General features: G+C 34.0%; 20 protein-coding genes and 4 tRNA genes. All 24 read left to right on the top strand.

Annotated features, from left to right (window positions below; genetic code table 11):
• The first annotated feature begins 43 nt into the window (after positions 1 to 43).
• The 24 genes from DDF69_RS14590 to DDF69_RS14710 all read left to right on the top strand — a co-directional run bounded on the left by DDF69_RS14590 (position 44) and on the right by DDF69_RS14710 (position 22,565).
• The gene (locus tag DDF69_RS14590; protein WP_062676409.1) at positions 44 to 931 is read left to right on the top strand and encodes a decaprenyl-phosphate phosphoribosyltransferase; all 888 of its coding nucleotides are present in this window, start codon (positions 44 to 46) and stop codon (positions 929 to 931) included.
• The gene (locus tag DDF69_RS14595; RefSeq protein WP_114821414.1) at positions 928 to 2,247 is read left to right on the top strand and encodes an FAD-dependent oxidoreductase; all 1,320 of its coding nucleotides are present in this window, start codon (positions 928 to 930) and stop codon (positions 2,245 to 2,247) included. The genes DDF69_RS14590 and DDF69_RS14595 overlap by 4 nt, the downstream gene beginning before the upstream one ends.
• Positions 2,247 to 2,972 (top strand): SDR family NAD(P)-dependent oxidoreductase, encoded by a 726-nt coding sequence (locus tag DDF69_RS14600; protein WP_114821415.1) that lies wholly within the window; start codon positions 2,247 to 2,249, stop codon positions 2,970 to 2,972. Before DDF69_RS14595 ends, DDF69_RS14600 begins: the two co-directional genes overlap by 1 nt.
• Positions 2,973 to 2,975: 3 nt before the next feature.
• Entirely contained in the window at positions 2,976 to 3,563 is a 588-nt protein-coding gene (locus tag DDF69_RS14605; RefSeq protein ID WP_079240776.1) for an HAD-IB family hydrolase, read from the top strand.
• A 24-nt stretch (positions 3,564 to 3,587) separates the two neighbouring features.
• A complete protein-coding gene (locus DDF69_RS14610) occupies positions 3,588 to 4,055 on the top strand; it encodes a hypothetical protein (RefSeq protein WP_114821416.1) in 468 nt (155 codons plus the stop codon).
• 2 nt (positions 4,056 to 4,057) lie between these two features.
• Positions 4,058 to 5,233 carry a cysteine desulfurase family protein gene (locus DDF69_RS14615; protein WP_114821417.1) on the top strand — a complete coding sequence of 392 codons (1,176 nt, stop codon included), beginning with the start codon at positions 4,058 to 4,060 and terminating at the stop codon, positions 5,231 to 5,233.
• An 83-nt stretch (positions 5,234 to 5,316) separates the two neighbouring features.
• On the top strand, positions 5,317 to 5,634 hold the full coding sequence (gene trxA / locus DDF69_RS14620; protein ID WP_027374941.1) for a thioredoxin: 318 nt from the start codon (positions 5,317 to 5,319) through the stop codon (positions 5,632 to 5,634).
• 125 nt (positions 5,635 to 5,759) lie between these two features.
• Positions 5,760 to 5,833: transfer RNA gene (locus DDF69_RS14625), tRNA-Asp, on the top strand.
• A 32-nt stretch (positions 5,834 to 5,865) separates the two neighbouring features.
• Positions 5,866 to 5,939, top strand: a tRNA-Asp gene (locus tag DDF69_RS14630).
• 33 nt (positions 5,940 to 5,972) lie between these two features.
• A tRNA-Asp gene (locus DDF69_RS14635) sits at positions 5,973 to 6,046 on the top strand.
• Positions 6,047 to 6,078: 32 nt separating this feature from the next.
• Positions 6,079 to 6,152: transfer RNA gene (locus DDF69_RS14640), tRNA-Asp, on the top strand.
• Positions 6,153 to 7,243: 1,091 nt separating this feature from the next.
• The gene (locus tag DDF69_RS14650; protein ID WP_228412004.1) at positions 7,244 to 7,954 is read left to right on the top strand and encodes a polysaccharide biosynthesis/export family protein; all 711 of its coding nucleotides are present in this window, start codon (positions 7,244 to 7,246) and stop codon (positions 7,952 to 7,954) included.
• A gap of 3 nt (positions 7,955 to 7,957) precedes the next feature.
• A complete protein-coding gene (locus DDF69_RS14655) occupies positions 7,958 to 10,300 on the top strand; it encodes a GumC family protein (RefSeq protein ID WP_114821420.1) in 2,343 nt (780 codons plus the stop codon).
• Positions 10,301 to 10,350: 50 nt separating this feature from the next.
• The gene (locus tag DDF69_RS14660) at positions 10,351 to 11,646 is read left to right on the top strand and encodes a nucleotide sugar dehydrogenase (protein WP_114821421.1); all 1,296 of its coding nucleotides are present in this window, start codon (positions 10,351 to 10,353) and stop codon (positions 11,644 to 11,646) included.
• Positions 11,647 to 11,657: 11 nt separating this feature from the next.
• Complete coding sequence (locus DDF69_RS14665; RefSeq protein ID WP_114821422.1) at positions 11,658 to 12,824, top strand: nucleotide sugar dehydrogenase; 1,167 nt, start codon at positions 11,658 to 11,660, stop codon at positions 12,822 to 12,824.
• Positions 12,825 to 12,851: 27 nt separating this feature from the next.
• On the top strand, positions 12,852 to 13,973 hold the full coding sequence (wecB, locus tag DDF69_RS14670) for a non-hydrolyzing UDP-N-acetylglucosamine 2-epimerase (RefSeq protein ID WP_114821423.1): 1,122 nt from the start codon (positions 12,852 to 12,854) through the stop codon (positions 13,971 to 13,973).
• Between the two features lie 9 nt (positions 13,974 to 13,982).
• A complete protein-coding gene (locus DDF69_RS14675; protein WP_114821424.1) occupies positions 13,983 to 15,452 on the top strand; it encodes an oligosaccharide flippase family protein in 1,470 nt (489 codons plus the stop codon).
• Positions 15,449 to 16,003, top strand: coding sequence for an acyltransferase (locus DDF69_RS22440; protein WP_114821425.1), 555 nt, complete (start codon positions 15,449 to 15,451; stop codon positions 16,001 to 16,003). Before DDF69_RS14675 ends, DDF69_RS22440 begins: the two co-directional genes overlap by 4 nt.
• Entirely contained in the window at positions 15,993 to 17,129 is a 1,137-nt protein-coding gene (locus DDF69_RS14685) for a polysaccharide pyruvyl transferase family protein (protein WP_114821426.1), read from the top strand. Before DDF69_RS22440 ends, DDF69_RS14685 begins: the two co-directional genes overlap by 11 nt.
• Positions 17,130 to 17,135: 6 nt before the next feature.
• Positions 17,136 to 18,275 (top strand): glycosyltransferase family 4 protein, encoded by a 1,140-nt coding sequence (locus DDF69_RS14690; RefSeq protein WP_114821427.1) that lies wholly within the window; start codon positions 17,136 to 17,138, stop codon positions 18,273 to 18,275.
• On the top strand, positions 18,265 to 19,494 hold the full coding sequence (locus tag DDF69_RS14695) for an O-antigen ligase family protein (RefSeq protein WP_114821428.1): 1,230 nt from the start codon (positions 18,265 to 18,267) through the stop codon (positions 19,492 to 19,494). Before DDF69_RS14690 ends, DDF69_RS14695 begins: the two co-directional genes overlap by 11 nt.
• On the top strand, positions 19,439 to 20,248 hold the full coding sequence (locus DDF69_RS14700; RefSeq protein WP_114821429.1) for a hypothetical protein: 810 nt from the start codon (positions 19,439 to 19,441) through the stop codon (positions 20,246 to 20,248). The genes DDF69_RS14695 and DDF69_RS14700 overlap by 56 nt, the downstream gene beginning before the upstream one ends.
• The gene (locus DDF69_RS14705) at positions 20,245 to 21,378 is read left to right on the top strand and encodes a glycosyltransferase (protein WP_114821430.1); all 1,134 of its coding nucleotides are present in this window, start codon (positions 20,245 to 20,247) and stop codon (positions 21,376 to 21,378) included. Before DDF69_RS14700 ends, DDF69_RS14705 begins: the two co-directional genes overlap by 4 nt.
• The gene (locus DDF69_RS14710) at positions 21,378 to 22,565 is read left to right on the top strand and encodes a glycosyltransferase family 4 protein (protein ID WP_114821431.1); all 1,188 of its coding nucleotides are present in this window, start codon (positions 21,378 to 21,380) and stop codon (positions 22,563 to 22,565) included. Before DDF69_RS14705 ends, DDF69_RS14710 begins: the two co-directional genes overlap by 1 nt.
• Positions 22,566 to 22,804: the final 239 nt, after the last annotated feature.

A 22,804-nucleotide genomic window follows, 5' to 3' on the forward strand; every position in this document is an offset into this window, starting at 1 on the left:
TAGAAATTTTGAATTTATTATTTTTGTATTTGAAATAACATAAATGAAGAAATATTTAAAACTGCTCCGTGTGGAGCAATGGGTGAAAAACCTTTTTGTATTTGTCCCTCTGTTCTTTTCAGGTAATATTACCAATATAGATCTGCTTCTCAAAAGCATTTTTGCATTTGTTATATTTTCGCTTGCTGCAAGTGTGGTCTATATCCTGAATGATTACAATGATATTGAAGCAGACAGAAAGCACCCGGAAAAAAGAAGAAGACCATTAGCGAGTGGGGCTATTTCAAAATCAAAAGCGATAGGAATTCTTATAGGCCTGGTCATTACAGATATTGCTCTTGTATTTTTTACACAGATCTATTTCCACGAATATCTTTGGAAATTTGCGACCATCGTAGGATTCTATGTGATGATGAATCTTGCCTATACTTTCAGGTTGAAGCATGTTCCTATTATTGATATCTTTATTATTGCCATTGGGTTTGTACTGCGTGTACTGGCTGGAGGTTATATCACCGGAATCAGTATATCACAATGGGCGATTCTGCTGACATTTGTATTGGCTTTGGTACTGGCTATAGGAAAAAGAAGGGGAGAACTTATCAATGCCCAGGTTTCAGGAAAAACACGAAAAGCGCTGGATGGCTATAACGTGCAGTTTGCAGATATTGCTTTATCCATTTCTATTACACTGGCTATTGTCTGCTATCTGATGTTTACACTCTCTCCGGAAGTTCAGGCAAGGTTTCATGAAAGAGTCTTTTATACCGTGATTTTTGTGGTATTTGCGTTGTTAAGATATCTTCAGCAGACCCTGGTTTACAACAGAACGGAATCTCCCACGAAAATTGTGTACAGAGACCGTTATATACAGGTTACTTTATTGCTCTGGGTCGTTGCATTTTTAATTCAAATTTATTTTAAGAAATGAAACCGAATTTCATACAGAAAGTTACAAACTGGGGAAATTTCCCAATAGTAGAGAAGGAAATGAGATCTGAGGACAGTTTCAGAAAAATAAAAGAATTTGTACTCAGTCACAACGAAGTTATTGCGAGAGGAAATGGAAGATGCTATGGAGATGCTTCGTTGGGAGAATCTATATTTTCAACTAAGAAATTAAATAAATTCATCAATTTTGACCGTTTAAACGGAGTCATAGAATGTGAATCCGGAGTGCTGCTTTCAGATGTACTGGAAATAGCAGTTCCACAGGGTTACTTTCTATATGTTACTCCCGGGACAAAATTTGTATCAGTAGGAGGAGCTATCGCTTCTGATGTTCATGGAAAAAACCATCACGCAGAAGGATGTTTTTCAGAATATGTGATCGAGTTTAAGCTCATGACTGAGAAAGGTGAAATTATTACCTGTTCCAGAGAAGAGAATTCTGAAAAGTTCTGGGCTACCATTGGTGGAATGGGACTTACAGGAATTATTCTTACTGCAAAATTTAAACTTAAAAATATAGAGTCCGCATACATTCGCCAGGAAAGTATCAAAGCAGACAATCTGGATGAGATATTTAAACTGTTCGATGAAAGTGAAAACTGGACCTACACTGTTGCCTGGATAGATTGTCTTCAGAAAGGAAAAAATATAGGAAGAAGTATTCTTATGAGAGGAGAGCATGCTTTTCAGCATGAACTTCCTCAGAGTTTTTCAAAAACACCTTTAAGATTAAAGAAAAAATTACAGCCTACCGTACCTTTTTATTTTCCGGGATTTGTACTGAATGCCCTTACTGTAAAAATATTCAACTGGCTGTACTATAAAAAGCAGTCTAAAAAAGAGGTGAAAAACTTTATCGATTATGAAACGTTTTTCTATCCTTTAGATGCGATCACCGATTGGAATAAAATTTATGGGAAATCCGGTTTTATACAGTATCAGATGGTCATTCCTAAAGAAACAGGAAAAGAAGGAATGAAAAGAATTCTTGAAACAATTGCCAGAAGTGGAAACGGATCATTTTTAGCAGTGTTAAAACTTTTTGGAAAAAACAATCCTCAGGCTTATAACTCATTCCCTGTTGAAGGGTACACATTGGCTCTGGATTTTAAAGTTAATTCAAAACTGAAAAAACTGGTAGATCAGCTGGATGCTATTGTTCAGGAGTTCGGAGGAAGAATTTATCTTACCAAGGACAGCATGAGCAGATCATCCCTTACCAGTTACCTGAAAAATATTCAAAATCCGAAATTTGTGTCTTTACAGCACAAAAGAATCATAAATAACAATTCATAATGATAGTTCTGGGAAGTACATCTGAAGTGGCACAGGCTTTTGTGGAAAAAGCACTTCAGGAAGGAGAAAAGTTTGAAAAAATCTATCTTTTTACCTCAAGTAAAGAAACTACAGAGCGTTTTGCAAGACATATTGATGTAAAGTTTCTGCAGCAGGCGGAGGTTATAGAACTTGATCTGACAAAAGAAATTGATTACAATAGATTTGATAATATCAATTCAAATGTATTATTTTGTGCTGTAGGATATTTGGGCGAAGGAACCGAAGAGGGATTGTATGATAACAGAAATACAGAACGTATCATTGATATCAATTATTCAAAACTGGTGCCTGTATTGAATTATTTTGCTCAAAAATTTGAAAGCAGAAGATCCGGAACAATTATTGGGCTGTCGTCCGTGGCAGGAGACAGGGGAAGGCAGAGTAACTTTATCTATGGTAGTGCAAAAGCAGCTTTTACTGCTTATCTGAGCGGTTTGAGAAACTATCTTTTTGATAAAAAAGTACACGTTCTTACCATAAAACCCGGGTTTATGGCAACTAAGATGACAGAAGGCCTGCCTTTAAATCCGAAACTGACAGCAACTCCCAAACAGGCTGCTTCCTGTATTTACAAAGCCTTCAAAAAGGAAAGAAATGTGGCATATGTTTTGCCGGTTTGGAGTATTATCATGATGATTATCAGGAATATCCCTGAGTTTATATTCAAGAAATTAAAGCTTTAAAAAATGAAAAAATTGTATTGTTTTGATTTTGACGGAACCCTTACGTATAAAGATACCATGTTTATGTATCTTAAATTCTACGATTCTACAAAATATCGTATACAATTTTTAAGACATGTACCTCTCTTTATTCTCCTGAAGCTAAAACTGGCTGAAACAGAAAAAGTGAAAAAAAGTTTTATCGGTTCTATTTTAAGAGGGCAAACTCAGGAAAAAATCGAACAGAAATCTAAACAATTTTTTGAACACCATTATCCTAAAATAGTGAGGGAAAATGCATTAGACTTTATAAAAAATATCGATAGGAATAATACACAGAGTTTATTGGTAACCGCTTCGTTAGACATCTGGGTGAAGCCTTTCGCGGATGAACTGAAAATGGAGCTTGTTTCTACCAGGGCAGAGTTTAAGAATGGGGTTTTCACAGGAAATTTTGTAGGAAAAAATTGTAACGGGAAAGAAAAACTGGTAAGAATTAAAGAGGAAATCAACGATTCTAAATACGATAAAATTATTGCATTTGGTGATACCTCAGGAGATCGGCCAATGTTGAAATGGGCAAATGAGGGACATTACCAATTTTTTCACTAATTTTGGGAGATAAAATTGTAAAAAATGAAAAGCCTGTTAATTGCATGTGCAGCAATCTTTATGAGCTGTGCAAGCACTTCATCTCAGAAGTCTTCTGCCATGCAGGAAAATACGGAGCTCCTTGTTTCTGAAAATCAGGGAGGAACCGATGCTCCCGGCTTTAAGATCATTAAAGACGAAAAGGATTTTCGCAATATTATCAGCGGAAGTTTTGGTATTTCAGAACTGGGAAAAGAATCTTATATCAAATACCCGCAATTTCCGAAAAATAAAAAAGTCGTTTTATACAATTTGGGAACCTTCAGATCAGGAAGTCACAAAATTGAAGAGATCAAAAATATATCTGTTAAAAATCAGATTCTGTATGTAGAAGTTCCGGCTGGTGAACCTTCCGGTGGAATGGAAATTCAGGTGATCTCAAGCCCTTGGTTTATATTTACTGTTCCCACAGATTATAAATTTACCTCTGTAGAATTAAAATATTCAAAATAATAATGGATAAAGTATATTTAGATAATGCCGCAACCACTCCGCTTGCAGAAGAAGTTATAGATGCAATGGTTGGCACTATGAAAATGAATTTCGGAAACCCGTCTTCAACACACAGTTTTGGTCAGGAAGCAAAAATCCTTATTGAAAATGTAAGACGACAGGTTGCAGACTATCTTCATGTAACTCCTGCTGAAATCATTTTCACTTCCTGTGGTACCGAATCAAACAATATGATCATCAAATCCTCGGTAGAACACCTTGGAGTAGAAAGAATCATCAGCTCTCCTCTGGAACATAAATGCGTTTCTGAAAGTATTCTGGATATGAAAAGCAGAAAAGGAGTAGAAGTAAACTACATCCGCCCGAATGAAAAAGGAGATATTGATCTTGCCAAATTAGAAGAACTTTTAAAAGCTTCAGATAAAAAAACATTGGTAAGCTTAATGCATGCCAATAACGAAATAGGAAATATCATTAATCTTAAACAGGTTGCCCAGCTGTGCAAACAGTATCAGGCACTTTTCCATTCAGATACCGTACAGACAATGGCTCATATGAACCTTGACTTCTCTGACATTCCCGTGGATTTTGCATCCTGCAGTGCCCATAAATTCCATGGGCCAAAAGGAGCTGGATTTGCATTCATCAGAAAAGCAACAGGTTTAAAAGGAATTATTACCGGAGGACCTCAGGAAAGAAGCCTTAGAGCAGGAACTGAAAATGTTTGTGGTATCGTAGGATTAGGAAAAGCATTAGAACTTTCTCTGAATCATATGGAGGAATATACCAACCATATGCAGGATATCAAGGATTATGCAATTGAAAGACTTTCTGCAGAAATTACAGGGATTAAATTCAATGGAAGAAGTGCTGAGAAGGAAAACAGTCTTTATACGGTTTTAAGTGCTTTGCTGCCTTATAAAAACCCGCTGATCGGACTTCAATTGGATATGAAAGGAATTGCAGTTTCTCAGGGAAGTGCATGTTCATCTGGAGCGTCAAAACCCTCAATGGTGATGATGATGGTGCTTTCTGAGGATGAAATGGATCACTGTACCCCATTACGTATTTCGTTCAGCCATATGACAACGAAAGCAGAGATCGATACATTAGTAAATGCATTAAAGGAAATTTCAAAAGATTACGATATAGAAAAAACTAATGTTGAGCATAGATAGTCTTGTGCTCTAAAAAGCGTAATTTTGAATATCCAAATAAGGAGTAAAAGAAAATAATATTAATTAAAATAAAAGAAACAAAAATGGCTTTAGAAATTACAGACAGCTCATTTCAGGATACGGTTTTAAAATCAGACAAACCGGTATTAGTAGACTTCTGGGCAGTATGGTGCGGACCTTGCAGAACTTTAGGACCAATCATCGAAGAAGTAGCATCAGATTTTGAAGGTAAAGCAGTAGTAGGGAAAGTAGATGTAGACAACAACCAGGAGATTTCTATGCAGTATGGAATCAGAAATATTCCTACAGTTCTTATTTTTAAAAATGGAGAAGTAGTAGATAAATTAGTGGGTGTAGCTCCAAAAGAGGTAATTGCTGAAAAATTAAGCGCTCACTTATAAAAAAAATAAGTTTGATAATGAACGCCTTCCAGTATTGGGAGGCATTTTTTTTAAAATAATTTGCAGATAACAAAAAAAGTTGTAATTTTGCAACCACGAAAAAGAAACGACGTTCTTTAAAAAATGATCCGGTAGTTCAGCTGGTTAGAATGCCGCCCTGTCACGGCGGAGGTCGCGGGTTCGAGTCCCGTCCGGATCGCAGAAGTTTTCTCAATTTACTTTAAAAAAATTGATCCGGTAGTTCAGCTGGTTAGAATGCCGCCCTGTCACGGCGGAGGTCGCGGGTTCGAGTCCCGTCCGGATCGCAGAAGTTTTCTCAATTTCTTTTTAAAAAAATTGATCCGGTAGTTCAGCTGGTTAGAATGCCGCCCTGTCACGGCGGAGGTCGCGGGTTCGAGTCCCGTCCGGATCGCAGAAGTTTTCTCAATTTCTTTTTAAAAAATTGATCCGGTAGTTCAGCTGGTTAGAATGCCGCCCTGTCACGGCGGAGGTCGCGGGTTCGAGTCCCGTCCGGATCGCAACGACAAAATCAAAGTAGTCAAAATACTGTAAAATATATATTTTACAGTATTTTTTTTGATATGTATGTGTCAAAAATATTTCGATAGCATGGATTTATATTTTGAATAAAAATTAACGTATGCTATTAAAAATATTAATTATAATTATTATCTTCGCTCGATAATAGAAACCACCGGTTGTTGAATTAATGGATAATCTACTTTTAGATTTATTTGTGTATGGGGAATGTTTTTAAAATCAGGAAGTTAAAATATGTGATCGGGTGGTCGGTTTTTCTTATTGATATTTCTTTCATATTTTTTTTAGCTTTAATTTCATATTTACTTTTAAAAAGCCTAGAGGTACAAATTCATTCGATTGGGCTTCAAAATGAAAAACTAGTTTTGGTAACAGGGATTACTATTCTGGTTATACTCAAAATTAAACCAGAATGGGAAATTAAAAGATATTCTGTTTCTTTTGATTTTTTTAAAACTGTGTGGTTGTACATCAGTGCATTTCTGGTATTTCCGGGATTGAATGGTATAGTTCGTTTTGTACCGGATCAATCTGTTTACCTATCCTCTGTTCTGTTTTTATTTTTCTTTGTTTTTCTGATTTTCAAAATGGCGCCCGAATTTTTTAAAGAAGTATATGTCAGAATAATTCCTCAAGTTTGGAACATGCCGAGATTAGGATTGGAATGAGGAGTTTAAACTAATGGATTGTAAAAAAAAAATGTAGTTGCAAATTTACAAGTACTACAGAATATCTGAAAATGAAGCATATAATTAAAATTAAAGAATTTATTAAATAAAAAAATTCATATTAAAATAATAATTTCGCCGTTTTGTTTTTAAACGGAATGAAAATTGCTAGAGAAAGAAGTGATTTTAACATGAGAATTTAAAGTACGTTTTAAAATATTTAAATAATATAATGATTTTATTGCAAATATTATTTGAATATAGTTGAAATCAATTCTATAAACCTAAATAATAACACAAGTAGATAAGAATAATAACATATGAATAAAACGATTATTGCATATATAGTACTGTTATCGGTTACTTTATTGTCATGCAGACCGAAGCAGAATATGGTATATATGTCAAAGCATAATATGGAAGAGGAGGTTGCAAAAGCCAAGTTTCAGGGCTTACATATTCAGGAGGGCGATGTTCTCATGATCCTTGTATCAGCACTTGATGAAATTGCTGTGAAACCTTTTAACCTTAATACAGCAAACAAGGTAGGAGGTGATGGTAGCAGGGGAATTAACCAGTATGTAGAACCAAGTCAATATCTTGTGAATGAAGAAGGTTATATCTCTTTTCCGGTTTTAGGAAATGTCTATACTAAAGGAATGACGCAGGTTCAGCTAAAACAGGAACTTGAATCACGTCTTAAGAGGTATCTGACAGATCCGTTGGTAACTATTACCCTTAAAAATTTCAATGTAAGTGTTTTGGGAGAAGTGAAAGAACCCGGGCAGAAAGAAAGTGTTTCTCAGAAGATCAATATTTTTCAGGCACTTGGACTTGCAGGGGACATGACTGATTTTGGAGACCGTACCCATGTTAAACTTATTCGTAGTGATGATAGCGGGACAGATCAGATTGTTAATATAGATCTTACCAGATCTGATATTGTGAGTTCACCATACTATTATATGAAGCAAAATGACATATTGTATGTACAGCCGGACAAAAACAAACAGGTTCAGGCTAACTCAAATCCTAACCGGGCCCTTACATTCCAGATTATTGGTGCTTTACTGACAGCTGGTACACTTATTATTGCTTTAACTCGTAAATAAAATATGCAGCAGATAGAATTTCAGGAAAGTGAAGAATCTTTAGATTTAAGAAAGATCATTGGAAAGTATTTAGTCAAATGGCCTTGGTTTATAGCATCTGTCTTATTACTTGTTATTATAGCCTTTATATATCTGAGATACGCAGTACCTCAATATCAGTCGACTACTACTTTAAAATTTGATAAAAAACAATCCGATTTAACAGGTGCATTAATTGATTTGGATAATTTAGGCCTTGGTTTAGGAAATGCAGATGAACTCAAAAGTGAAGTTGCTGTCGTAAGCTCAAGACCTATCCTGATGAAAGTTGTTGAAAACCTAAATCTTAATATACAATATTATAATTCAGGTGAGATAAGGGATTCCGAATTGTTTACCAAGGTACCGATTGTTGCAAAAATTATTTCTTATAATAATGTCAAAAAATTTGTTTCCTCCCAATATATGGTAAAAGAGGTAAATGGAAACGAATTTGTTTTAGAAGATAAGGAAAACAAAAAAATAAAAGGGACTTTTGATAAAAACCTGCCGCTTGATTTTGGAACTGTTGTTCTTCAAAAAGTTCCAGGTCTTACCTTTAAAGATAAATATAAAATTGTTTTCTGGAATCCAATAGAGAAGGTAAAATCTTTGGAAAAGAAGATCCAGGTTGATCTTCCGGATCAGAAAGCGATGCTTATGGATATTAGCATTGTGGGAACTGTTCCGGAAAAATCAGAAGCTATCCTTAATGAAGTAACTAAACAATATAATCTGGATGGGCTGACAGATAAGAACTTACAAGCTCAGAATACACAGGAGTTTATTGATAAACGATTAGAAGTAATTTCGCGGGATCTTTCCGGTGTTGAGAATCAGAAAGAAGATTTCCAGAACCGTAATCAAATCGTAGACCTGCAGACGCAGGCTCAATTGGCGCTTCAAAATACAAACGAAAGCACAAAGGAGCTTCTTCAGCAGAAAACTCAGCTGGATCTTCTTAACTCTCTTCAAAATGAAGCTTCAAAAGGAGATAATCAGCTTATGCCTTCAAACCTAGGACTTAATCCTTCTTTGGAACAGGCAATTTCGCAGTATAATACGCTGGTTATCACAAGAAACAAAACTTTGAAGCAGGCAACCAATGAGAATCCTGCGGTAATAGAAATGAATAAAGAAATTTCTTCACTAAAAGAAATTGTAAGAGATAACATCCGTCAGCAAAAAGCAACAATCCAGGCATCTATTGCCCAGGTGAACAGTCAGATTTCTGCCAACACAGGAATGATTGAAAAAGTTCCGGGACAGTCGAAAATCTATAGAGGTATCGAACGTCAGCAGAACCTTAAAGAACAGCTTTTTCTTTTCCTTTTGCAGAAAAGGGAAGAAAATGCAATCAATCTTTCTGTTAATGTTCCGAAAGCTAAAATTGTAAACCCTGCTTATACTGATGATGTTCCGGTTTCACCTAAGAAGAATATCATTCTTTTGGCTGCTGTTTTATTAGGATTAATGTTACCGTTTGGGGTATTCTATCTTTTCTTTATGTGGGATGATAAAATCTACAACCGTACAGATATTTCAGAAAATTCATCACTTGGAGTACTTGCAGATATTCCTGCTCTTAAAGAAAATCAGGTTCACCTGGTACAGAAAAACGATTTCACAGAATTGGCTGAAGCATTCAGAATATTGGTTTCCAATCTTAAATTTCTACTTCCCAAGAAAGAGTCGGCGAAAGTTATATTGGTAACTTCTTCAGTGAAAGGAGAAGGAAAAACTCTGGTTTCAGTGAATCTGGCTCTGACATTGGGAAGCAAAAACGGAAGATCATTGCTAATTGGTTCGGATGTCAGAAATCCGCAGATACAGAGATATGATGATGAGCGTATTAAGAATGCTGGTCTTACAGAATATTTATATGATGAAACCACAGATGTGGAAGATCTTATACATACTTCTGATACTAATCCTGAATGTGATGTAATTTATGCAGGATCTATTCCTCCCAATCCTCAGGAGCTTCTTTCCAACGGTCGTTATCAGAAGCTTATCGATGAGATGTCTTCGCGTTATGAATATATTGTGATTGATTCTGCTCCTCTGATGCTTGTTTCAGACACATTGAGTATTTCTGATACAGCCGATGCATCTTTATATGTGGTGAGATCGGGAGTATCAAGAAAAATATTAATAGATTTTGCAAATAAACTGGTTAAAGAATCAAAAATAACAAACGTTTCTTTCGTAATCAATGATGTTGCTAAAAATGTTGGTGGTTATGGGTACGGATACAACTATGGCTACGGTTACGGATATACAGCTGATAAGAAGAAAAAATGGTGGCAAAAGCTTTTTAATAAATAATCAATTCTTCAAAATAAACCTTAAAATAAAGTAAGAACATCACATATAATATGAATATACAGAACAAAATCGGGGTAATCGGATTGGGATATGTAGGATTACCTCTGGCCCGTTTATTTGCAACAAAATACGCGGTCGTTGGGTTTGATATTAATCAGACCAGAATTGCAGAACTTAATAGCGGAAAAGACTCTACTTTGGAGGTGGAAGATGAAGTATTACAGCCGGTTTTAGTAAAAGAGAACCCATTTTCAGGCTCATCAAAAGGACTGCTTTGTTCATCTGATCTTGAAGATATTAAAGAGGCTAACATCTATATTGTAACTGTTCCTACACCGGTAGACAGACATAACCGTCCCGACCTGACGCCTTTATACAAAGCGTCAGAAACAGTGGGAAAAGTATTGAAAAAAGGAGATATTGTTATTTATGAATCTACTGTTTATCCCGGCGTTACAGAAGAAGAATGTATCCCTGTGCTGGAAAAGGTTTCCGGATTAAAGTTTAACGAAGATTTTTTTGCCGGATATTCTCCTGAAAGAATCAACCCGGGAGATAAGGAACGAACCGTAGAGAAAATTTTAAAAGTAACTTCAGGTTCTACACCGGAAATTGGTGAAAAAGTAGACGAATTATATAAATCTGTAATTGCAGCAGGTACGCATCTGGCACCAACGATCAAAGTAGCTGAAGCTTCAAAAGTGATCGAAAATTCACAGCGTGATATTAATATTGCTTTTGTGAATGAGCTTGCAAAGATATTTAATCTCTTGAATATCGATACACATGCAGTTCTGGAAGCTGCAGGAACGAAATGGAATTTCCTGAAATTCAAACCCGGATTGGTAGGAGGGCACTGCATCGGGGTAGACCCTTTCTATCTTGCCCAGAAAGCGCAGGATGTAGGATATTATTCTGAGCTTATCCTTACAGCGAGAAGACTGAATGATTCTATGGGGCAATTTGTAGCTTCCGAGGTCGTAAAAACGATGATTAAAAAAAGAATCAACATTCCGGATGCCAAAGTACTGAATCTTGGAATCACTTTTAAGGAAAACTGCCCGGATGTAAGAAATACGAAAGCCGCAGATGTTATCAATGCATTAGAAGATTATTCTATAGAAGTTACAACGTATGATCCATGGGCAAACCCGGAAGAAGTAATGCACGAATATGGTATAAAATCTACAAGTTCTCTGGACGATGTGAATGAAAAATTTGATGCAGTGGTTCTCACAGTTTCTCATGACGAATTCCTGAATATTGATCTTTCCCAGTATCTGAAAGAAGGAGGAGTTGTGTATGATGTTAAGGGAATTTTAGAGAAATACGATAACCGTTTATAAAAAATCAGAGAATGAAAATAGCAGTAGTAGGAACAGGATATGTAGGTTTATCTAATGCCGTCTTATTGGCTCAGCATAATGAAGTTGTAGCTTTAGATATTGTTCCGGAAAGAGTAGAATTGCTTAATTCTAAAAAATCTCCTATTGAAGATCAAGAGATCAGCACATTTCTCAGTACTAAACCACTTAATTTCAAAGCTACTTTAGATAAAAAGGAAGCTTACGATAAAGCGGAATATATTATTGTTGCCACACCCACAGATTATGACCCTACTACTAACTATTTCGACACAAGTAGTGTTGAAAATGTAATAAAGGAAATAGCAGAGTATAATTCTGATGCTGTCATTATTATTAAATCTACAGTTCCGGTAGGTTATACCGTAGATTTAAAAAGCAGAATGCATTCAGATAACGTGGTATTTTCTCCTGAATTTTTGAGGGAAGGCAAAGCGTTGTATGATAATTTGTATCCTTCCAGAATTATTGTCGGGGAACAGAGCGAAAGAGCAAGGATTTTTGCAGAATTACTGAAAGAAGGTGCGGTAAAAAAGGATATTCCGGTTTTGTTTACTAATCCTACCGAAGCAGAAGCCATTAAATTGTTTTCAAATACTTATTTGGCATTGAGGGTTGCTTATTTTAACGAATTAGACAGCTATGCTCAGATCCATGAACTGGATACCCGCCAGATTGTAGAAGGTGTTGGTCTGGACCCAAGAATTGGTTCACATTATAATAATCCATCTTTCGGATATGGAGGATACTGCCTGCCTAAAGATACTAAACAGCTTTTGGCAAATTATACCGCTGTTCCCAATAATATTATTCAGGCAATTGTAGATGCAAACAGAACCCGTAAAGATTTTATCGCAGATTCTGTATTGGCCAAAAAGCCCAAAAAAGTAGGAGTTTACCGTCTGATTATGAAATCAGGCTCGGACAATTTCAGGGCATCTGCCATACAGGGAGTCATGAAAAGGATTAAAGCTAAAGGAGTGGAAGTGGAAGTCTTTGAACCAGCCCTTAATGAGGAGGCCTTTTTCGGTTCCAAAGTGGTAAAAGATTTAGAACTTTTCAAGAAAGAATGCGATGTCATTATTTCTAACCGTAATGCACCTGAACTTGGCGATGTACAGGAAAAAGTGTACACAAGGGATCTATTTGGTAATGATTAAAAATATAACTGCATTATAATTAATTTAATGAGTAAGACAAAACATCTAATTATATTTGGAACTCGTCCAGAAGCTATAAAAATGGCTCCCTTAGTAAAGGAACTTTTACAACGTGACGATTTTGAAACAAGGGTCTGTGTGACTGCCCAGCATAGAGAAATGTTGGATCAAGTACTTGACTTTTTTGATATAAAGCCTGATTATGACTTAAACTTAATGAAGCCTAATCAAAATTTATATACTCTTACAGCCGATATTATTACAGGACTTCGTCCTATTCTCGAAGAGTTTAAACCTGATTTTGTGTATGTTCATGGAGATACAACAACAACAATGGCTGCAAGTATCGCTTCTTTTTACGCAGGAGCTAAAGTTTGCCATGTAGAAGCAGGATTAAGAACACATAATAAAAGATCACCATTTCCAGAGGAAATAAATCGCCAGGTTGCTGGACGTATATCAGACTATCATTTTGCACCAACCGAACAATCGAAACAAAATTTATTAAATGAGAATATAAAAAATGAAAATATTCTTGTAACTGGGAATACTGTTATCGATGCTTTATTAGATAGTACTGACAGAGTCAACACAATATCCAATAATGAAATTGATCATTTGAAAAGTATCGTCGACTCCTCAAAGAGACTTATATTGGTAACTGGCCATCGACGCGAAAATCACGGAGCGGGATTTATAAATATCTGTGAAGCCCTTAAGGAAGTTGCAGTTGAGAATCCAGATGTACAGGTGATATATCCTGTTCATTTAAATCCAAACGTAAAGGAACCTGTTTATAAAATTCTATCAGGGATTGATAATATTCATTTGATATCTCCTCTAGCTTATCCCGCGTTTGTGTGGCTTATGAATAAGTCTTACATGATCATTACAGATTCAGGAGGGGTTCAAGAGGAAGCTCCAAGTTTGGGTAAGCCGGTTTTAGTAATGAGGGATACAACCGAGCGTCCGGAAGCGGTAGATGCCGGAACAGTCATTTTAGTAGGAACAGATAAAAATAAAATTGTTTCAGAAACACAAAGTTTACTCGATAATGGTGAACGTTATCAATCAATGAGTGAGCTTCATAACCCGTATGGAGATGGGAAGGCGTGCAAAAGAATCGTAGACTTTATATCATCCAAATAATTTTGAAAGGTGAATATAAAATCATTATATAAGAAAGTTTTAGGGACGGGAAACCAACAAAAGATAATTAAAGGAGTATTTTGGTCCTTTTTGGGAACTCTTATATCTAAAGGATTTGTTTTTATAGCTCTTTTTTTAGTTGCAAGAATATTGACGGTAGACGAATATGGAAAGTTGGGATTATTGCAATCGTACATTAATACATTTACTACATTCAGCCTTGCAAGCTTTGGTGTAACTGCTACAAAATATCTTGCTTTATATGCAGATAATGATAAGAAAAAGGCCAGTGAGATTTATTCTTTAACAAGATTGTCAGTATTCTTTTTAGCAGCGGCAATACTTGTTCTTTCCTTAGTTTTTAATAAACAGGTAGGTGAGTATATAGTGGGAAATCAGAATATGTCTAAGGAGGTACTGCTGTGTGCTTTTGCTATTTTTTTCTCATCCCTTAACGGATTGCAAACTGGTGCTCTTGCTGGTCTTGAAAATTTTAAAAGCATATCATTTGTCAATATGGTAAATGGGATCCTTTCATTACCATTGATATTATTTTCTGCATATAAATTTGGGATTTATGGTGTTGTTGTTTCTCTTGTTATAATTAATTTTTCTATTTGGCTCTGTTCAGCAATATTATTGCAGAGAGAATTAAACTTTAAACAAATAAAGTTTACAATAAAGGGACAGAAGAAGCATTTAGAAACAGTATATAATTTCACTCTACCATCTTTTATAAGCAGTATGATGCTAAGTCCGGTGGTACTGATTTGTAATTCCATGTTGATAAAAAATCATATACATGGTTATTATCAACTAGGAATTTATAATGCCACTTTTAATTTTTCTCAGGTAGGTACTTTATTGCTTGGAGTAATTGGACAAGTCACTTATCCACTTACAATGAAGAATTTTGGTAAAAATAATAAAAGATTTGACTTCTTTAATATTAACCAATCATACGTCATTGGAGTTGTACTTTTTCTGCCAATTTTAGTTTTGCCAGATTTGTTTTCTCAATTGTATGGAGGGAAATATCAGAATAGTGATATGTATTTGACATTACTATTTGTTTCTTTATCAACGATCATTATAGCACAAAGGCAGGGGATTGCCAGAAACTTTGCCGCAGGGAATTTTATGTGGTTCAGCGTTTTTTCAAATATGACCTGGGCTGTAACTACAATAATTGTATGTAATTTTTTAATAGATTATGGTGCAATAGGAAGAGCAGTAGGATTTTTAATAGGGTATTTTGTCAATACTGTTATTTTTATTCCTTTCTATTTGAAAAAGAAGCTAATCAGTAAAAAACTAATTCTTTGCAAGGAGCATTTTGTTTTGATTATTATTATTTCATTAGGTTGTGTGTCTTTTATCTGTATAGAGAATATTGTTTTAAGAACTTTGATCGCTGTTCTTTTGCTGACAGCAAGTCTCTTTACTTTTTATAAATGGTATAAAGTATATATAAAATGATAGGTAAAATTTTATTTCACATAAAGAATTTTGTAGACGGAAAAATACATAATTATAGAATTCAACAGGTACTAGGTAATAGTAATATAAGTAAAAAATGTAAAATTTCTACGGGTTTTAAATTTACAAATATTAAAAATGTACATATAGAAGACTATGTGTACATGGGGCGTGATTCATTTTTATCGAGTTTTGGAAAAATTATCATAAAAAGAGGTACGATCATAGGTCCCAGAGTAGTAATTTATACAGCAAATCATAATTACATTAATGATATTAAGGCAATACCTTACGATAAGGAATTACTTATAAAGGATGTTGTCATTGAAGAAAATGTATGGATTGGAGATAGTGTAATTATTGTACCTGGAGTTACTATTGGAGAAGGTTCAGTAATTGCTGCAGGAAGTGTGGTTGTAAAAGATGTTCCAAAGTTTTCTGTCATAGGAGGAAATCCTGCAAAAGTAATAAAGGAGAGATCTAATATAAGTGATTATTTAAAGAATAAGGAATTAGATAATATTTATTTAAAGCAAAAAAATGGAAACTAATATAGTTATAAGAGGTGGTTATGGTTTCGGCAATTTTGGTGATGATGCCTTAATGTATACTATTGTAAAGGAATTAAATGAAGTTTCTACTGATGTTGTACTCCTTTGCCAGTCAGCTTCTTATATTAATAATATTTTGTCTGGTGTTAAAGTTATTGATTATCATAAACTTAAAGAACCTGTACATTCAAAATTATTAGTATATGGAGGAGGAACACAATTTTATCATTTTAAAAAAAATACTTTCAGCAAAGGGTTAAAAGATAAGATATTTAATCTCAACCATATTAAAAACTATATTGATAAAAGAATAGTAAAAAAAAACTTTATTGAAAACAAATTCCAGATCAGCAATTATGCTTCACACATTGCATTGGTTGGTGTGGGTGTAGGACCTTTTGATATAGAAAACTCAACGATAGAGAGAAAGACCGCTGAGTTGTTTGCTAAAGCTGAATTTGTAGGAGTAAGAGACGAATTCGCTTTAAAAAAATCAAGAGAATGGGGCGTTAAAAAACCAATTCTTTCACCAGATATTTGTTATTCTTTTAACAGCCATTTTTTAGATTCATATAAAAATGAGGCCGAGGAAATAAAGAAGATTGGAGTTATTGTAAGAGACTGGAATTATGCAAATGGGGGTGGAGAATACTATGAGAAATTACAGCAAGCTACAGAAAAGCTTAAGGAAGATGGATACGAGATAAAGTATATCCTTTTTGATGCCGAATCCGATTCCTATTGGTATAGCAAAAAAGACAAATTGGATATGATCATCTGGAATCCGGAAAAGGATACATTTGATTCTTTTTTGGAAGAAATTTCAAAGTGCGATTTATTTATTACAGCTCGTTTTCACGGGGCTATCTTCGCTTCCTTACTGAATACGCCATTTATAACAATTGAAGTTGAACAGAAATTAAAGTTTATTTCAGAAACCTATTCTGAAAGTTCATATAGCTGGGGAAATCCGTTCGATCTGGAAGATTTGTATTCCAAGATTTCTTTACTCAATGAAAACTATGTACAACGAAAAACATATTTAACGCAGAAAATGCTTGCATTTAAAACGTTATCTGATCAAATGTTTTTAAAATTAAAAGAATATTATAATCAATTACAATAATATCAGATGAAAATACATATTTTTTATTTAGCGGTAATGGATCGTTTGGGTAAGCAGATTACAGTTGGAGGTATTCAGAATTATTTAATAGGTCTAGGTACAGCTTTAAAAAATGCAGGATACGAGGTAGTAATTTATCAGGGTGCAGACGAAAACTTTGTGTCAGAATATAAAGGAATCACTATTATAGGTAAGAAAAACAATCCTAAGGAATCATTAAAGAAGCAAACGAAAGATGTTTTTAACCAGGTTAATGATAAAATTTCAGTTAATGATATAATTGTTTTTGGTACAGATAAGATCGCATTTAAATTAAAAGGATATTCAAAAACGATTTCTATTCAACATGGGATTTCATTTGATTATATTTCCTATAATGCCTTTCCCGGATTTTTTAAAAAGAATATCGTAGGTATATTCTATAAACTTTTACAATGTTACAAAAATGCAAAAGACTTTCTTATATGTAAAAACGTTGTATGTGTAGATTATAATTTTACAAACTGGATAAGAACAATCCTGCCTCGAAATTATTCAGAAAATACGGTAGTGATACCTAATTATGCTACCATTTCTAAAGAAGTCAGTATCAATCAGATTGCCGGGGATAAAATTAAAATTCTTTTTGCAAGAAGGTTTGAGATGATGAGAGGGGTGCATATTTTGATAGATATAGTGAAAAATATCACAGCAAAATATGATAATGTAGAATTTACGATATGTGGAGAAGGACCATTAAAAAATGAATTAATAAAAGAAATCGGTTCTTTCCCAAATGTCACCATTACTAAATATGGTATTGGGGAATCCGAGCAGTTCAATTTACAACATCATATTACGTTAGTGCCAACCTATGGAAGTGAGGGGACTTCATTCTCATTATTAGAAGGAATGGCTGCTGGGGCAGTACCTATTGTTTCCAATGTTGGGGGAATGACCAATATTATTCTGGATGATTATAATGGATACATTATGAATCCTGATAGCAACGCTTTTATTGAAAAAATAAGCTTTTTGCTTGAAAATCCTGATATTTTAAAAAGAGTTTCGGAAAAAGCAAAAGAGACGGTAGAATATTCTTTCAATGAACAAAAATGGAGAATAAATTGGATAAATTTTATTAATAAAGTGCATAATGCAAATTAAAAAGTTTTATAATTTTTATGTAATCTTTTGTTTAGCTGGTTTTTTAATATCTAGCTTTTTACCTTCTATTTTAAAAATACAAGGACAGGGTATTAATATAATCTATCGTGTACTCGTACTAGCTTTCAGCCTTATCATTATCAGCAGCAATGTTTTTTCTAAAAAATTTAATATTAAAACTTTTAGCTTTTACACCCTATTCTTAATTTTTTGGGGAATCTATTCCATTTTCCTATTGAAAGATATTTATTTTGAGCCTATCAGACTTACTTCCAATAAGACTTACTCAGAATATGTACAGTTTGCATTTGGAGTTGTATTAGTACCTTGTTTCGCTTTTATGGTATTAGACTTTAAGAAATTAAACTTTAAGGGAATACTCAACATAATTTATTATACTATATACGCTTTACTCTTTGTATCATTATTATCAAGAAATAATAGTAATGTTACCGGAAGAGATGTTGGAGATCTTGAAATAGGTGTCCTTGTATATGGACAATATGGTACTATGTTAGCATTATTATCGATTTATAAGCTGGCAAATGAGAAAAAAGGAATTTTTTCTATTCTTTATATAGCCGGTATAATTTTAGGGGCACTGATTATCTTCGTATCAGCAAGTAGAAGTCCATTTATAGCTTTGATTTTGTCGACTGTATTTTATTTTGTTATTAAAAAAGGAACAAAAGGAGTTTTTTACTTGAGTATACCTGCCGTTTTTATTTCCGTTTTCTTTTTTCAGATCATGGAATTGTTTGGAAGCCTGTTTAAGAGTAATTTTTTAGACAGATTGGTTTCAACTTTTGAAAAGGATAATGAGCGTGAAAAATTAGTCAAGGTCGCTTTACGGGAATTTATGGATAATCCTTTTTTCGGAAAGAATTTTTTAATACAAACAAAACCATACATAGGGTCTTATCCCCATAACCTTTTTGTCGAAGCTTTTATGGCAACAGGTTTTTTTATCGGAATGATACTTGTAATACTATTTATAAGAACCCTTTTTATAAAAGGAAAGTATGTTATACAAAATGATCATTCGACAGGTTGGATTCCGATGATTTTTTGCCAGTTTTTTATTTTCAGTATGTTTTCCAATAATATTTATTCCAACAATTTACTATGGTATTTATTGATTTTAACAATTATTACTTTTAGATATGAAAAATATTTTAATGCTCATCGTACTCCTGTGCCTGGTGCCAAGTTGGTTTAATGGACAAGAATTTAATGTATATACACAAAATAAAAGGTATAATATACAATGTAAAAATTGTATAAAAAATTACTATTTTTTTGGACAACATTACATTGATCGTAATAAACAAAATATCATTGACCTTACTACTTTAGCTCAGGGTGTTGATTCTATCATACCTAATGTACAAAATTCTGATTTGATAGTACTTGATATTGAGAATAAGGTTTACCAGGATGTCAAGCAGAAAAGCAGATTTGATGTCAATTATGCTTCAAATATAAAGAAACTGGTAGATATGGTAAATCTGGTAAAAAAAATGAGACCTAATGCAAAGGTTGTATTATATGGTGTTCCATTTAACTTTAACTATGATTTTCAAAAGAAATTTAATGATTTTGAAAAATTAAAGCCATTACTAAAAAGTGTAGATTACCTTGCTCCTTCATTATATCTAATGTATTCTAATTTCGAAAAAGGTGATAGTTATTTTAAAGACTACATCACAAATAATTTAGATCTGAACTTTCAAATGGCAGAAAAAGTTCAAAAACCTGTATTACCATTTATCTGGTATAAAGTTCATCCTTATAATAAAATTTCTGGTGGGAGTGTAGTTAATGAAAATTTATATGATACTTATTTAAAACTGATAAAAGATTATAGCTACAAAGGAAGGAAAGTAAGCGGTATTATTTATTGGGAACCCTCGAAAGAAACAATTAATATTAATCAGAAGCTAAATAGTACATTAAAAATTTTAGATAAATGATACTCCACATTACAAACGATTACTCAGGATCTACAGTGTATAAAAATTTAGTGAGAGAGCTGGATAATAACGGGGTGGAGCAGATTGTATATAATCCATTTCGGGAGGTTTCCAGAATAGGGAAAAATAAAATAGATTTTAAAAATACCCGCTCTCAGATTATCTACAGTCATATTTTATCAAAATATGCAGATCGTGTTTTGTATCGGAAAAAAATTAAAAAAATCGTACAGGACATTGAAGCAAAAATAGACCTCAAGGCTGTCAGATTTATTCATGCCCACACATGGTACAGCGATGGTGGAGTGGCCTATGAACTTCACAAAAAATATAATATACCATACATAGTAGCGGTACGTAATACTGATCTGAATGTGTTTTTGAAGTATTTTCTGCACGAAAGAGGGTACGGAAAAAAAATTCTTCAGAATGCGAGTAAGATCATAACCATTTCGGCAGTCTATAAAAAAAGAATGCTTGAAGATTCCCGACTGTCTTATATCATGAATGATGTACAGCAAAAACTCACGGTAGTCCCAAATGGTGTAGATCCTTACTGGATAGAATCAAAGGTTGTAGAGAGGAAAAATGTTGAGAATGAAAAAAGCATTCAGATGCTCTATATAGGGAAATTTAATAAAGGAAAAAATGTCTTTAACCTTATTAATGCTGTTAAGAATCATAATCAAAAAATTGAGAATAAGATAAAATTAACACTGATCGGAGGTGGAGGAAATGACGAGAAAAGAATCCTGGATTCTATTAAAAATGATCATTCCTTTGAGTTTGTAGGAAAAGTAGACAGCCTGCCTGTTCTAAAATCCTATTACGAACGAAGTGACTTCTTTACAATGCCTTCCAAAGCAGAAACCTTTGGATTGGTCTATATAGAAGCGCTTCTGCAGGGCTTACCGGTAATGTACACACAAAATGAAGGAATCGACGGTTTTTACGATGATTCTATAGGCGAAAAAGTAGAAGACACTTCTGTTTCTGCGATCGAACGAGGGCTTGAACGTTTAATCCAAAAACGAGATCATTATAGTTTTGATATTGAACAATTGTTAGAAAATCATGACTGGAAGAGAATAGCTGAAGTATATCAACAATTATATAAAGAAAAAAAATAATGAATATATTATACATCCACCAATATTTCGTAACTCCTCAGGAACCAGGAGGAACAAGATCGTACTGGCTGGCACAGGAACTTATTAAGAACGGGCATAAAGTTACCATGCTCACCTCATCATCCAAATTTTCAGAAGATATTAAAGTTGTAAACATTGATGGTATTGAAGTCGTTTATATAAAAGAAGACTATGACCAGAATATGAGCGTTTCCAGAAGGCTAAAGGCTTTCCTGAAATTTATGTACAAATCTTCTGTGGTAGGATTGAAACAAAAAGATATCGATTTGGTGATTGCTACATCTACTCCTCTTACCATAGGTATTCCTGCACTTATATTAAAGTGGTTTAAAAAAAAGCCTTTTGTTTTTGAAGTAAGAGATCTCTGGCCGGAGGTACCTATACAGATGGGAGCTATAAAAAACAGCTGGACAATAAAAACGACTCGTCTGCTGGAAAAAATGATTTATAAAAACGCTTCCCGTGTTATTGCGCTTTCTCCCGGTATGCAGGCTGGCGTCACAAAATATATTCCCAAAGAAAAGACATCAATGATACCTAATATGGCTAAAATGGACGAATTCTGGCCGAGGGGAAAAAACGATCAACTGATGGAAAAGCTCGGCTTAAAAAAAGATTCATTCAAAATAGTTCATTTTGGTTCTCTGGGATTAGCAAACGGAGCTCATTCAATTATTGAATCCGCCAAATTATTAAAAGATAGGGAAGATATCGAATTTTTGTTTGTAGGAGGAGGTTCTACCGAACAGGATTTGGTAGACGAAGTAGAAAAAAATAATCTTAAAAATGTGAAATTTCTCGGAAAGTTTCCTATGACCGATGTATCTGAAATTGTCAATTTTTCGGATGTCTCTATGATTTCCTTTTTGGATCTGCCGATTTTGTATACCAACTCTCCAAATAAACTGTTCGATTCATTGTCTGCAGGAAAACCGATTATTGTCAACTCTGCCGGTTGGACAAAAGATATAGCAGAAAAGTACCACTGCGGATATTATGTAAATCCAAACCGTCCGGAAGAACTGGTGCAAAAAGTACTCCATCTGAAAGATAATCCTGAATTGGTAAAGAGCATGGGACAAAATGCAAGAAAACTGGCTGAAACAGTTTATGATAAGTCTATTTTGTGTAAGAAATTTGTCGAAGTTATCGAACAAACAGAATAAACAGGAAGATCAGGTAGGCATTTATACAATCGTTTTTACTGCTATTATAATAACAGGGGGACAGTAAGTTTCGGATGAATATTTCAATAGAAAGTTGATTGTTGCTGTAGAAGAAAAAATTACGTGAATTTTGAAGGATAATCTCTTAAAAAGTTTTTAAAGTAGAAAATCTTATTTTTTTTGTATTTGACAATCTGTGCCTTAACAAAATCTTTGAAATAAAAGGAACACGTTTCTTT

This window comes from Chryseobacterium sp. KLBC 52 (assembly GCF_003347605.1).
Lineage (GTDB): Bacteria > Bacteroidota > Bacteroidia > Flavobacteriales > Weeksellaceae > Chryseobacterium.